This is a genomic window from Actinomadura sp. KC216, assembly GCF_004348535.1.
GTDB lineage: Bacteria > Actinomycetota > Actinomycetes > Streptosporangiales > Streptosporangiaceae > Spirillospora.
The window spans coordinates 1-13,287 of the sequence record NZ_SMJX01000233.1; the positions used below are offsets into that span (position 1 = coordinate 1).

The 13,287-nt window shown below is 75.3% G+C and carries 8 protein-coding genes; 4 read left to right on the top strand and 4 right to left on the bottom strand.

The features are described 5' to 3' along the window. Window positions 1-215: 215 nt before the first annotated feature. Together E1264_RS30685 and E1264_RS30690 are read right to left on the bottom strand one after the other, a co-directional pair. Window positions 216-3,554 carry an FtsX-like permease family protein gene (locus E1264_RS30685; protein ID WP_132178940.1) on the bottom strand — a complete coding sequence of 1,113 codons (3,339 nt, stop codon included), beginning with the start codon at window positions 3,552-3,554 and terminating at the stop codon, window positions 216-218. Between the two features lie 105 nt (window positions 3,555-3,659). Next, window positions 3,660-6,926 carry a BTAD domain-containing putative transcriptional regulator gene (locus E1264_RS30690; protein WP_132178941.1) on the bottom strand — a complete coding sequence of 1,089 codons (3,267 nt, stop codon included), beginning with the start codon at window positions 6,924-6,926 and terminating at the stop codon, window positions 3,660-3,662. 115 nt (window positions 6,927-7,041) lie between these two features. Between E1264_RS30690 and E1264_RS30695 the strand changes: the two genes are divergently transcribed. After that, on the top strand, window positions 7,042-7,602 hold the full coding sequence (locus E1264_RS30695; protein WP_132178942.1) for a dihydrofolate reductase family protein: 561 nt from the start codon (window positions 7,042-7,044) through the stop codon (window positions 7,600-7,602). A gap of 82 nt (window positions 7,603-7,684) precedes the next feature. On the opposite strand, the gene E1264_RS30700 is transcribed toward E1264_RS30695, so the two are convergent. Further along, window positions 7,685-8,659: a helix-turn-helix transcriptional regulator gene (locus E1264_RS30700; protein ID WP_347813433.1), complete on the bottom strand. Its 975-nt coding sequence runs from the start codon at window positions 8,657-8,659 to the stop codon at window positions 7,685-7,687. A gap of 362 nt (window positions 8,660-9,021) precedes the next feature. Here E1264_RS30700 and E1264_RS30705 point away from each other — a divergent pair, with 362 nt between their 5' ends. The 3 genes from E1264_RS30705 (at window position 9,022) to E1264_RS30715 (ending at window position 11,710) form a co-directional block, all read left to right on the top strand. Beyond that, window positions 9,022-9,360 carry a YciI family protein gene (locus E1264_RS30705; RefSeq protein ID WP_132178943.1) on the top strand — a complete coding sequence of 113 codons (339 nt, stop codon included), beginning with the start codon at window positions 9,022-9,024 and terminating at the stop codon, window positions 9,358-9,360. A 120-nt stretch (window positions 9,361-9,480) separates the two neighbouring features. Continuing rightward, window positions 9,481-10,707, top strand: coding sequence for an RNA polymerase sigma factor (locus E1264_RS30710; protein ID WP_347813434.1), 1,227 nt, complete (start codon window positions 9,481-9,483; stop codon window positions 10,705-10,707). A gap of 61 nt (window positions 10,708-10,768) precedes the next feature. After that, window positions 10,769-11,710 (top strand): threonine/serine dehydratase, encoded by a 942-nt coding sequence (locus E1264_RS30715; RefSeq protein ID WP_132178944.1) that lies wholly within the window; start codon window positions 10,769-10,771, stop codon window positions 11,708-11,710. A 216-nt stretch (window positions 11,711-11,926) separates the two neighbouring features. Here E1264_RS30715 and E1264_RS43825 read toward each other — a convergent pair. Beyond that, window positions 11,927-13,287, bottom strand: a 1,361-nt coding sequence (locus E1264_RS43825; RefSeq protein WP_207936455.1) for a DUF6493 family protein, incomplete at its 5' end; no start/stop codon positions are given.

The following is a 13,287-nucleotide window of genomic DNA, read 5'->3' on the forward strand; positions in this document are numbered from 1 at the left end:
CGGCCGCCGCGCTCCGGTCGTATCCGGCCGCCATGCGGGCCGGGAGGGCGACGGCGAGCAGCGCGGACACCAGCGTCAGCACGGCCAGCGCGACGAGCGGCGCCCACTGCGCACGCGCCAGCCGCATCCCCGCTCCGGTCATCGGGCCCTGCCTTTCCGGGGGGCGACCCCCAGACCCCCGAACGGTCCGGCCGATGATCCTCGCTCCGCTCCGGTCATCGGTCCTCCCCCACGCGCAGCCCGGCGCCGACGTTGCGGCGGCGGAGCACCCGGATCACCGGAGGGAGCACCAGGCCGAGCACCGCCGCGACCCCGGCGACCATCGCGAGCACCACCGGCCACCGGACGACCAGGTCGGCGGGCGGGTACGGCTCGGCGGCCTGCACGCTGAGCACGACGTGCGGGACGACCAGCCGCGCCACCACCAGGCCGAGCAGCGTCCCGCCGAGGAGGCCGAGCGTGACCAGGTACGCCTGCTCGATCGCGAGGACCCCGGTGACCTGCCGGGGCGGGACGCCGAGCGCCCGCAGCACCGCGAACTCGCGGGACCGCTCCCCCGCCGTCACGGCCGCGTTCACCACGAACGCGATGACGGCGAACGCCAGCGCCGCGCCGAAGCCGAGCACCAGCGCGCCCTGGAGCGCGGCGCCGAGCGGGGCGTCGCGGAGCCGGGAGCGCAGTTCGCCGCGGTCCGCGGCGACCTCGCCCCAGGCGGGATGGCCCGCCAGCGACGTCGCGGCCGGGCCGGTGGCTCCGCCGCGCGCGGACGCCCACCATTCCCCGGGCGCGATGCTCGTCGGCTCCGCCCCGTTCGCGGCGAGCCGGGTGACGGTCAGCGTCGGCAGGTCGACGAGGACGCCGGGCTCGCCGGGCGGGACGCTCGGCAGCGCGGGCGCGACCCCCACGACCTGCACCGGCTGCTCGCCGTCGACGGTGCTGACCGTGACCTTGCCGCCGACGCCGACCTTGGCGCGGCGGGCCGTCTCCTCCGTGATCACGCCCGGCACGACCGGCTGGAGGTCGGTGTTCGCCCCGGCGGCCGTGCCCCGGGGCGGCGGCGGCCCGGTGGTGAGCATGGCGTGGACGCCCCCGATGGTGTCGGAGAACATCTGCTCCCCGGCCCACGACGGGTGCGCCGGGATGGCGAGCTTCGTCAGCGCGCCCTCCGCGGGCCCGGCGGTCGCCCTCGGCCGCGACTCCTCCGGCCGGACGAACGCGTCCCAGCGGGCCCCGGCGGGCGGCGGCGCCGCCTCCCCGGTGCCGTCGCCCCGCACGTGCAGCAGTTCCAGGTCGAGCGGCCCGGAGAAGGGGTTGGCGTCGAAGGAGTAGTGGAGGCCCCGGACCGACAGCGGATAGGACGGCACACCGCCCGGGCCCGCGAGGCCGGCGACGTCCAGCGCGAGGGTGTGCTCGCGGCCGTCCGCGACGAGGCCGGGCAGCGCCACCTCACGGACCAGGCCGCGCGCGTCGGCGATCGTCACCGCCACCTCGTAGGGGAAGTCGGCGGGCGGCTTGAGACCCAGCTCGTTCGTAGGCACCGGCCCGGCGCGGGTGAGCCGGACGTCGAACAGCAGCCGCCTCGGCCTGCCCGGGACGGTCAGCGCGGGTGCGGCCGGGCGTGCCCTGGCCAGTTCGTCCAGGCGCAGATCGTCGCGCAGGCCGGGCTGGACGCGCAGGACCCGGCCGAGATCCCCGGTGTCGGCGGCGAGCAGCGTCGCGGGGGCGGTGCCGAGGTCGGCGTCGGTGCGGAGCACGGCCGTCGACGCGGTCACGCCGGGCAGCGCCGCGACCCGTCCGCCCTGCCCGAGCACGGACGGGGCCTGCGGGCCGCTCGCCCGGGTGACGCGCAGGTCGGTGGCCGCCTGGAAGTCGGCCTGATCGGTCTGGGAGCGGCGCCAGGTCGCCATCGTCGTCACCGACAGCACCCCGACCGCCATCGCCATGACGAGCAGCAGCACGGGCCCCGCGTACCGGAGGCGGCGCCGCCCGACCTGCCGGGTGCCGAGCGCGGTGACGAGCCCGCGCCCCCGCGTCGCGGCCCGCTCGGCGACCCGGGACGTCACCGGCACCACGCGGAGCAGCAGCACCCCGCCGGCGAGCAGCGCGAGGGCCGGGCCGGACACGATGAACGGATCGACCCCGGACGCGCCGATCCCGCCGCCCGTTCCGCTCCCGCCGCCCGCGCCGTCCGCCCCGTACCGGGTGAGCTGCCAGATCGCGAGCCCGGCGACGACCAGCAGCGCCAGGTCGGCGCCCGAGCCGCGCAGCCGCCGGGTCCGGCCGATCCCGGCCTGCGCCTCGACGAACGTGCGGTTCGCGCCGCGCAGCGTCGGGACCGTCAGGACGACCGCGCAGATCAGCGCCGTCGCCACCGACACGATCCAGAGCGGGGCCATCGGCCCGGCGTCCAGCCGCAGCCCGGAGTCGCGCACCATCGGGGCGTGCGCGGCGAGCCGCAGCAGGGGCCGCGCCAGCAGCGGGCCCAGCACGGCGGCGGGCAGCACGATCAGCAGGCCCTCGGCGAGGCCGAGCGTGGCCAGCTGCCGCATCCCCATGCCCCGGGTCCGCAGCAGCGCGACCTCGCCGCGCCGGTGGTCGGCGAGCAGCCGGGAGACGAGCAGCCACGCGACCCCGGCCAGCAGCACGAGCTGGATCACCGGGATCAGCATCGTGGACCGTGCCACAAGGACGGCGTCGTCGAGCTGCGCGGTCAGCTCGGGCAGTTTCGTCACGACGGAGAACTGCGCCCCGCCGCCCGCCTTCCTGAAGGTCTCCTCGGCGTTCGCGACGCGGTCGCCGAGCGGCCCGAGCTCGCCGGACTCCACGCCGCGCAGGTCGGGCATGACCGTGAACCGGGCGTCGGCGCCGGTTCCGGTGAAGCGGGCCGCGAACACGCCGGGCGGCACCACGAACGGCCCGTACGTCGTGTAGTCGAGCTTCTCGACGCCGGTCGTGAGGAGCCGGTCGCCCTGCCAGAAGTAGCTCTCCGGGTCCGTGACGTCGAACAGCCCGACGACGCGGACCTTGACGACGGACTTCTTGTCGACCCGCCCGTGAAGGGTGAGGACGTCGTCCACGTCGGCGCGCATCGCGCGGGCGGCGGCGCCGGGCAGGGCCGCCTGCACCTCGCCGTCGCGCGCGGCGGTCGGGTCGGCGGCGGGCCAGCGCCCGCGCGTCAGCCGCGCGTGCTTCTCGATCCCGGTGTAGGTGCCGAACGCCGTCAGCTCGGGATGGTCGCGCTTCTCCTGCCCGGGAAGGGTGTAGGAGTCGCTGCGCACGCCGACCGAGATCGTGAGCGGGACGTCCCCGTACATCTGCGTGAGCGCCTGCCCGACCTGTCCCCGCACCTTGTCGAGCCCGTTGGCGGGGACGTTCGTGCCGATGGTCGTCCCGACCGACTCGAACGTCGCACCGGCCAGGGTCTGGCGCAGCCCCTCGCGGGTGACCGATCCGGTGTAGCCGACCAGGGCGGCGAGGACGGTGGTGGCGAACAACGCGGTCGAGCACGCGGCCAGGATCAATGTCCTGTCCCCGGCCATACGCCTGAGGACCATCCCCCGACCTCTCACGATCGCTCATGATCATTGATGGGCCGTGGGCGTTACAAGAGCCCGTGACGTTTCTGTGCCGATTCGCAACCCTCTTGCAATAAGGACAAATTAGGCATTAGCGGCCCAGATCGAGGGGCCCTCCGGCGGGACCGCCTCGGCACGCCGCAAGATATCCGCAGGCTCCAGCGCCGCGCCCGCCGCGAACGCCGCCGCGAACGCCGCGCCGTCCGCACCGGCCGCGCCGTCCGCACCGTCCAGGGCGCTCCGGGCGCGTTCCTCGGCGCGGGCGGCGGCGGCCTGCTCGGCCCGCCCGGCCCGGACGCCGCTGGACTCCCGGACGGACGCCGCCGCGCCGAGCGCCTCGGCCGCCTCCCGGTGCCGCCCGGCCAGCGCCAGCGCGCACGCCAGCCCCTCCAGCGCCCCGGCCGTGTCCCTCGGCGCCTCCAGCCGGAGCGCGACGGTCAGCGCGTCGCGCTGGAAGGTGAGCGCGGTGGCCGCGTCGCCGCGGGCCTCGGCCACCTCGCCGAGCGCGCTCTGGACCATCGGCAGGTAGAGCGGCGGGAACTCCTCCGGCGCGGCGGCCCGGAGCAGGGGTTCGAGGCGGTCTTCGGCGTCGGCCAGCCGCCCTTCGGCGCACGCCGCCAGGCCCAGCCCGATCTCGGCGAACGTGACGGCGCCCGCGTTGCCCTGCTCCACGGCCACGCGCAGCGCCCGGCCGAACAGCCGCCGCGCGGCGGACGTGTCGCCCCGCAGGTGCGCGATCCAGCCGCGCCAGGCCATCCGGACGGCCGCGTCCGGCCACATGTGCAGCTCCTCGGCCATCCGCTGCCCGTCGAGCTGGAGCCGTTCGGCGCGGTCGTAGTCGCCGGTCAGCTCCGCCAGCCCGCCGAGCCACTCGACCGCCTGGAGCTGCCCCCACCGGTCGCCGGTCTCGCCGAACAGCACGGCCGCCCGCTCGGCGTCGCGCCGCAGCGCGGCCGGGTCGCCGTGCGCGTGCGCCTGCTTGGCCCGCAGCACCAGCGCCGCCGCCTCGCCCCACCGGTCGCCGCACGCGCGGAACCCGGCGAGCGCCTCCTCCACCGTCACCGCTCCGGCGGCGGTGTCTTCCACGTCGAAATAGGCGAACGCCAGGAACCAGCGCGCCCAGGCCCGCAGCCTCGGATCGCCGGACGCGTCCACGAGCGCGAGCGCCTCCTCGCGGCGCGCGGCGCCATCGGCCCCGGCGCCCTTCAGGACGGCCAGCCCCGCCCGCCACGTCAGCGCCCTCGCCCGCATCTCGGGCGGGCCGCCGAGGGCGAGTGCGGCGTCCAGCGAGCGCAGCGCCTCGGTCAGCCGGCCGCGCAGGAACCAGTACCAGGCGAGCGCGTTGACCAGCCGCAACGCGTCCTCGGCGGCGTGGCCGGTGACGGCGTCGTCCAGCGCGGTCCGGAGGTTGCCGGCCTCGGTGTCGAGCGTCCGCAGCCAGCGTGCCTGGTCGTGGCCGTAGAGGTGCCGCTCGGCGCGTTCGGCCAGCTCGACGTAGTGGAGCCGGTGCGCCCGCCGGACGCGCTCGTCCTCCCCCGCCTCGGCGAGCCGCTCGGCGGCGTACGCGGCGACCGACTCCAGCAGCCGGTACCGGGGCGGCTCGCCCGGACGGTCCGTCATGACGACCAGCGAGCGGTCGACGAGCCGGACCAGCACGTCCAGGATCTCCGCCTCGGGGGCCTCGCCGCCCTTGCAGACCGCCTCGGCCGACTCCACCGCGCAGCCGTCGGCGTGCACGGACAGCCGCCGCAGGACGGCCTGCTCCGGCGCGGTCAGCAGGTCCCAGCTCCAGTCGATCACCGCGGTGAGCGTCCGCTGCCGGGCCGGGGCGCCGCGATGCCCGGACGACAGCAGCCGGAACCGGTCGTCCAGCCGGGCGACGAGGCCCTCGACACCGAGCGCCCGCACCTTCGTCGCGGCCAGCTCCAGCGCGAGCGGGATCCCGTCCAGCCGGCGGCACAGCTCCCCGACCGGCCCGGCGGTCGCGTCGTCCAGCCGGAACCCGCGCGACGCCGCCTCGGCCCGCGCCGCGAACAGCCGCACCGCGCTCGCCGCGCTCGCCGCCGCCGCGTCGTCGCCGTCGCCGGGCACCTCCAGCGGCGGGACGGCCCACACCACCTCGCCCGCCAGCCCCAGCGGCTCCCGGCTCGTCGCGAGGATCCGCACCCCGGGGACGCGGCGCAGCAGCCGTTCCGCCAGCTCGGCGGCCTGCTCGACGACGTGCTCGCAGTTGTCCAGGACGAGCAGCAGCCGGCGGGCGCCGAGCGCCGCCGCGAGCCGGTCGAGCGCGGCCTCCGGCGCGCCGGGCGCGTCCCGGATGTCGAGGCTCGCCGTGACGACCTCGGCCAGGTCGGGCACCGTGGAGCGCTCGAACCCGGCCAGCTCCGCCATCCAGACGCCGTCGCCGAACGCGTCCACCAGCCCGGCCGCCGCCTCCACCGCCAGCCGCGTCTTGCCGACCCCGCCGGGCCCGGTCAGCGTGACGAGCCGGTCGGTGCCGATCCTGGCGCGGATCTCCCGGACGGCGTCCTCGCGGCCGATCAGCTCGGTCGCCGGGACCGGCAGGTTCGACCGCGGCCCCGGCTCGGGCGGCAGGGGCGCGCTGAGCCCGGGGTCCTGCCGCAGGATCGCGCGCTGCAGATCGGCCAGCTCGGCGCCGGGGTCGAGGCCCAGCTCCTCGGCGACCAGCGTCCGGTGGCGCTCGAAGCTCTCCAGCGCCTCGCTCTGCCGTCCCGCCCGGTACAGCGCCAGCATGTGCGCGGCCCGCAGCCGCTCGCGCAGCGGATGCTCGCCGACCGCGTCGCCGAGCTCCCCGGCCAGCGCCCCGTGCTCGCCCAGCAGCAGGCGGGCCTCGGCGTGCTCCTCCAGCGCGGTCAGCCGCAGCTCCTCCAGCCGCGCGGACGCGGCACGGGTGAACGGCTCGTCCGCGAAGTCGGCGAACGCCGGGCCGCGCCAGAGGCCGAGCGCCTCGGCCAGCAGCGCCGCCCGCTCCTTCGGCTCGCCCGCCTGCCGCGCCCGGCCGACCAGGGCCTGGAACCGCAGCGCGTCGACGCGCGCCTCGCCCGCCGCCAGCAGGTATCCGGCGGGACGCGACTCCACCAGCGCCCGCGCGCCCGGCTCCGCGTCCTCCAGCACCCGCCGCAGCTGCGACACCTTCGCCGACAGCGACCCCATCGGGTTCCCGGGCGGCGCGTCGCCCCACAGGTCGTCGATCAGCCGGTCGGCGGGAACCGGGCGCCCGTCGTTGACCAGCAGGTCCGCCAGCAGGGCCCGGACCTTCAGGCCGGGCACGGGAACGAGCCCGCCGTCGTCCGTCCAGACGGCGAGCGGCCCGAGGACCCCGAAGCGCACGCCCGCACCCTATCCGCGCCCGCCGCCGGAAATGGACCGTAAGAATCCGGTAAACGGCCTCGGCCATGGTGGTTCCAGCTCGCCGGACGGCGAACCATCAACGACGGAGGACATCATGCGAAAGATCATCAGCTCGACCTACATCTCGCTGGACGGCGTGATCGAGAACCCGCAGAACTGGACCTCGGCCTACTTCCAGGACGAGGCCGCCGCCTACGCCCGCGACCTGCTGTTCGCCTGCGACGCGATCCTGATGGGACGCACGACGTTCGACGGCTTCTCGCAGGCGTGGCCCGCGATGGAGGAGGCCACCGGCGACTTCGGCGTCCGGATGAACACCCTCCCCCACTACGTCGTGTCCGACACGCTGCAGAAGCCCGGCTGGGGCGACACCACGGTGATCCGCCGGGCGGACGCCGTCGCGGAGATCACCAAGCTGAAGGAGCAGGACGGCCAGGACATCCTGCAGTACGGCTTCGGGCCGGTGTCCCGGACCCTCGTCGAGCACGGCCTGCTGGACGAGCTGCGCCTGTGGATCCACCCCGTCGTCGTCGGCACCGGCGACCCGGCGGAGCTGCTCACCCGCCCGGACTTCTCGGCGACGTTCGAGCTGGCGGACACCACGTCCTTCAAGACCGGCGTCATCGTCGCCACCTACACCCCGGCCGCGAAGTAGCGTGCCCGGCCGAGGGCCCGCCGGGCGGCGCCTGCCTGCTGAGCGCCGCCCGGCTCCTCACCGCCCCGCCCTAGGAGTGGGCCTAGAAACCGCCCGAGGGAAGCTGGTCGAGCATGTCGTCCAGGATGCCGGGCGTCCGGACGGGCGGCTCCGCCTGCAGGCCGAGCCGGTTGAGGACGTCCCGGTACCGGGTGATGTCGGAGGGCCGGTCCGGGTAGAGGGCGCCGGTGAGCTGCTCCAGGTAGACGACGTCGGGCAGCTCCGGCTCGGCGAACCGCAGCAGCGTCACGGGGCCGCACTCGGCCGCGTGCCCGCCGGACGCGAACGGCAGCACCTGCAGCGAGACGTTCGGCAGCCACGACATGTCGATCAGGAACCGGAGCTGCGCGGCCATCGTCTCCGGGCCGCCGACCTGGCGGCGCAGCGCCGCCTCGTCCACCACGGCCCACAGCTTCAGCGGCCCCGGACGCTCGAACACCCGGCGGCGGCGCCGCATCCGCAGCTCGACCCGCCGCTCGATCTCCTCCGCGGGCGCCTCCGGATGCCGGGCGGACAGGAGGGCGCGGGCGTAGTCGGGGGTCTGCAGCAGCTCGGGGACGTCCTGGACCTCGTACACACGGGCGATCACGGCGCCCTGCTCCAGCCCGAGGTAGGGCTCGAACCAGGGCGGCACCAGGTCGCCGTACTCCTGCCACCAGCTCGGCCGGTTGGCGAGGTCGACGAGTTCGAGCAGCGCGTCGCGGCGGTCGGGGTCGAGCACGCCGTAGAGGGTGAGCAGGTCGGCGACGTCGCGCTCCTTGAGCCCGACGCGGCCCAGCTCCATCCGGCTGATCTTGGAGTGGGAGCCGCGGATCTCGTAGGCGGCGTCCTCGGTGGAGATCCGCGCCTTCTCGCGGTACCGGCGCAGCTGCGCCCCGACCAGCATGCGCGGGACCGTCGGGCCCGCCATCCGCTGATTTCTGTTCCAGTGCGTCTGCCCGTAGGTGTAGCCGTTCGTGGGGGCGATCCGTCCCGGCCAGATCTCCGCCACGTCGTCCGGATGCTCGCTCGCGTTCATCGCGTCACGGCCCGGACGCGTTCGGACCGCGGCGCCGGGCCGCCGATCCGGGGCTCTGACGGCACATCGGTCCGTGGTGCGGGGAGTCCCACGGGATGCCTCCTCGGGGCGTGCAAGAACCTTTCCTTTCGGAGAAGTTACTCGTCAATCACTGACTTGCCCAGCTATCCCGATTGTCCGGTTTCATCCTGATCTGTGGGTATGTATCGCGCCAACGCGCGCGAACCCCCTGTGACCTGGCACGATACGGCTCCAAGAAAAATCTTGGAAGAAGTCCGGCCGGGATGTCGATCCGGCCGGAGCCTCTTCGACGCGTCAGTGAGGGCCGGGAGGGACCGGCCACCGAGACGAAGGAGACCGCCATGCGGTTCCTGCTGATGACCACGGACGACAACTCGGCCGACACCCCGCCGGACGAGGCCATGATGATCGAGATGGGCAAGTTCATCGAGGAGACCTCCAAGGCCGGGGTGCTGCTGGCCACCGGCGGGCTGGAGCCGCACGGCACCCGGATCGCCTCCACCGGCGGCAAGATCACCGTCACGGACGGGCCGTTCGCCGAGGCCAAGGAGTCCGTCGTCGGGTTCGCGCTGGTCGAGGTGCGCACCCGGGAGGAGGCGATCGAACTGTCCAAGCGGTTCTACTCGATCGTCGGGGACGGCGAGGGCGTTATCAAGCAGGTCTTCGGCCCCGGCGACTGAGCTTGCGCGGCGGCCGGTGCGGGTGCTCTCATCGGCAGCGTGACGGCAGCGAGCGGGCCCGAAACGGGCAGGTCAGGCAGGGAAGGTCCCGGTGCGGGCAGGTCCGGTGTGCATGCCGGCATCGACGCGGTGTGGCGGCTGGAGGCGGCCCGCATCATCGCCGGCCTCGCCCGGATGGTGCACGACATCGGGCTCGCCGAGGAACTCGCGCAGGACGCGCTGGTCGCCGCGCTCGAACAGTGGCCGGAGTCAGGCGTCCCGGACAACCCGGGCGCCTGGCTCATGGCCGTCGGCAAGCGCCGCGCCATCGACCGGATCCGCCGCCGGCAGCGCCTCGAGCACAAGCTGGAGGAGATCGGCCGCGACCTGGAGACGCAGGCGCCGCCGGAACTCGACGTCCCCGACGAGGAGCACATCGAGGACGACGTGCTCCGCCTCGTCTTCACCGCCTGCCATCCCGTCCTGTCCACGCAGGCCAGGGTGGCGCTGACGCTGCGCATGCTCGGCGGCCTCACCACCGAGGAGATCGCGCGGGCGTTCCTCACGTCCGAGCCGACCGTCGCGCAGCGGATCGTCCGGGCGAAGCGGACGCTGTCGGACGCGGGCGTCCCGTTCGAGGTCCCCGAGGGACCGGACCGGGCCGCGCGGCTGTCGTCCGTCCTGGAGGTCATCTACCTGATCTTCAACGAGGGCTACACGGCCACGGCGGGCGACGACTGGGTGCGGGCGGACCTGTGCCAGGAGGCGCTGCGCCTCGGCCGGATCCTCGCCGAGCTGGCGCCCGGCGAACCCGAGGTGCACGGGCTCGCCGCGCTGATGGAGATCCAGGCGTCCCGCACGAGGGCCCGCACCGGGCCGTCCGGCGAGCCCGTCCCCCTCGCCGACCAGGACCGCGGCCGCTGGGACCGCCTCCTCATCCACCGCGGCTTCGCCGCGCTCCTCCGCGCCAAGGCCATCGGCGAGCCCCCGGGGCCCTACGTCCTCCAAGCAGCGATCGCCGCGTGCCACGCGCAGGCCCCCGCCGCCGAGGACACCGACTGGACGCAGATCGCGTCGCTGTACGAGATCCTCGCGACCGTCGCCCCGTCCCCCGTCGTCGAGCTGAACCGGGCGGTCGCGGTCGGCAACGCACACGGCCCGGCCAAGGGCCTCGAAATCGCAGACGCGCTCCTGGACGAGCCGTCTCTCCGCGACTACCACCTGCTGCCGAGCGTCCGCGGCGACCTCCTCGCCCGGCTCGGCCGCACCGCCGAGGCCCGGGAGCAGTTCGAGCGCGCCGCCGAGATGACCCGCAACGCCCCCGAACGCAAGATCCTCCTGGACCGCGCCGCCGCACTGGCCACCTAGGGAACAGGCACCAAACGGTGTTTGCTACTTAGGTGTAGCCGATGCTCGGAGAGGAACCCCGGTGATCGATCGCTCGGCCGTCCAGGCCGCCAACGCCCGGGTGGACGGCCACGTCCGCCGCACGCCCGTCCTCGCCGTGGACCCGGCGCCGCTCGCGCCCGCCGCGCGCATGTGGCTGAAGCTGGAGCTGACCCAGCACACCGGGTCGTTCAAGGCGCGCGGCGCGTTCAACCACATCCTCGCCGCGCGGGACGGGGGCCGCCTGCCGGAGTCGGGCGTCGTCGCGGCCTCCGGCGGCAACGCGGGCCTCGCGTTCGCGTACGCGGCGTCGCAGGTGGGCGTCCCGGCCGAGGTGTACGTGCCGGAGACCGCACCGCCGGTGAAGGTCGCCCGGCTGCGCGCGCTCGGCGCCACGGTCGTCCAGGTCGGCACCCGGTACGCCGAGGCGCAGGACGCCGCGACCAAGCGCGCCGCCGACACCGGCGCGCTGTTCTGCCACGCCTACGACCTCCCCGAGGTCTGCGCGGGCCAGGGCACGCTCGGCGCGGAGATCCTGGAGCAGACCGGCGGGGAGATCGACACCGTCCTGCTGGCGGTCGGCGGCGGCGGCCTGATGGCGGGCGTCGCCACCGCCCTCGACGGCCACGCCCGCGTCGTCGGCGTCGAGCCCGAAGGCGTCCCGACCCTCGAACGCGCCTTGCACGAGGGACGCCCGGTCGACGTGGACGTCTCCAGCATCGCCGCCGACTCGCTCGGCGCCACCCGGCTCGGCGAGATCGCGTTCTCCGTGGCGTCCCGCACCGGCGTGCAGCCCGTCCTCGTCACCGACGAGGCGATCATCGAAGCACGCCGCTTCCTCTGGGACGAGTACCGCCTGGCCGTAGAACACGGCACCGCCACCGCCGCCGCCGCACTCCGCTCAGGCGCATACCGCCCCGCCCCCGACGAACGCGTGATGCTCGTCCTCTGCGGCGCCAACACCGACCCCACCGACCTAACCTGACCCCCTAACTGGACGCCGCCCCTGAACCAGGCGCGGCGCCCTCAACCTGGCGCAGCGCCTTTCAGGCCGACGCAGCACCCTCAGCCCCGCGTCGCGCGGACAAGCGAGCAGCCAAGGCACGAGCCTCAACGCCACCTCCTCAGCCCCGCGTGGCACTCCCAGCCTCGCACCGCTCGGACAGGTGCGCGGCCTAGGCACGGGCCGCAGCGCCACACCTCAGCCTGGCGCGGCATTCTCAGCCTCGCGGTGCGCGGACAGGTGGGTTGCTAGGGCGCGGGCTTCGCGGACGAGGTCGGAGGAGGCCTTGCGGGACGCGAGTTCCTCCAACTCGGGGATGGGGCCGTGTGCGCCTGACCAGCGTGCGGTTCGCAGGCCGAGGGCGATCAGGCGTTTCAGGCCGTGCACGGGGCGTTCTCCCGGCTCCGGGCACAGGACGGGCAGTGCGGCGGCGATGACGTCCCAGACCTGGGCGTAGGCGCCGGCCTCCGCGGCGCGTTCGAGGGCCTCGATGATCCTGACCGGCTGGATCTCGCCGGCGCGCGCGAGGCGTCCGATGTGGCGGCCGAGTTCGGCGGCGGGCAGGTCGCCGCGGGCGGCCATGGTGAGCAGCGCCCGGTCGGCCTCGGCGTGCCTGCGCGGGGCGAGCGCGCGCGCCAGGAAATGCCCGATGGCCTCGGCGAACGGCCCGTCTCCCCGGGTCACCTCGACGAACCTCGCCACCGACGCCCCGTTGCCGACCGGGGAGGTGGCGGGCCGGAGCTGCGGCAGGACATGGGCGATGGCGACGTCCGGGTGGGAGGGCAGCAGCCGCGGCCAGACCGGCTCGTACCGGCCGTACTTCCAGCCGATGTGCCGGGACGGGGCCGTGAACACCTCGTCGACCAGGAGGAGCCCGGTCGGCGGCGCGCTGATCACCGCTTCGGGCACGCCGCCCTCGAACGGCCGCATCGACACGTCGGGGACGGGCAGGCCGCCCGCGGCGAGCCATCGCGCGGCGGTCCGTCCCGCGGGCGAGGTCAGCGCGGCGGCGCGCCCGGCCGTCTCGGGGCCGATGTCGCGGGGCAGCCGCAGCAGGGCCTGCTGGAGGTCGGCGGGCCCGGGGTCGGCGCCGGCGTTCTGGAGGGCCTCCAGCCGGTCGACGAACACCGCCGGGTCGAGGTGCCCGGTCGGCTCGGTGGGGGTGGCGAGCAGCAGCGGCGGCATGGCGCCGTGCTCGGCGGCGGCGACGAGCTCGGCGCACCGGCTCAGGTAGAGCAGGTGCGGGCCGACGACCTCCCCGGGCGACGGCAGCCGATCGCGCCAGCCGGGCGGCAGCGGCACCGAGCCGGTCAGGCGGCGCCCGACCGCCAGCAGCCAGTGGTCGACCCATGCCCAGCGGCGTTCGCCGTCCATCCGGGGGGTGAAGCGCCGCTCCACGACGGGCGCGAGCGCGGCCCGGACGCCGTCCGCGTCCCGCCAGGTGAGCTCGGCGAGCGCGGCCAGCACGCGTTCGGTCCAGGCCCAGCCGAGACGGCCGCCGTCGATGCGCGCCGCCAGGTCGGCGGGCGTCGTGATCGGTGGTGGGAGCGGCTCCGGGG

Coding starts and splice junctions, on each gene's coding strand:
- E1264_RS30685 (WP_132178940.1), bottom strand. CDS start 3,554: ATGGTCCTCAGGCGTATGGCCGGGGACAGGACATTGATCCTGGCCGCG.
- E1264_RS30695 (WP_132178942.1), top strand. CDS start 7,042: ATGCGAAAGATCATCAGCTCGACCTACATCTCGCTGGACGGCGTGATC.
- E1264_RS30700 (WP_347813433.1), bottom strand. CDS start 8,659: ATGAACGCGAGCGAGCATCCGGACGACGTGGCGGAGATCTGGCCGGGA.
- E1264_RS30705 (WP_132178943.1), top strand. CDS start 9,022: ATGCGGTTCCTGCTGATGACCACGGACGACAACTCGGCCGACACCCCG.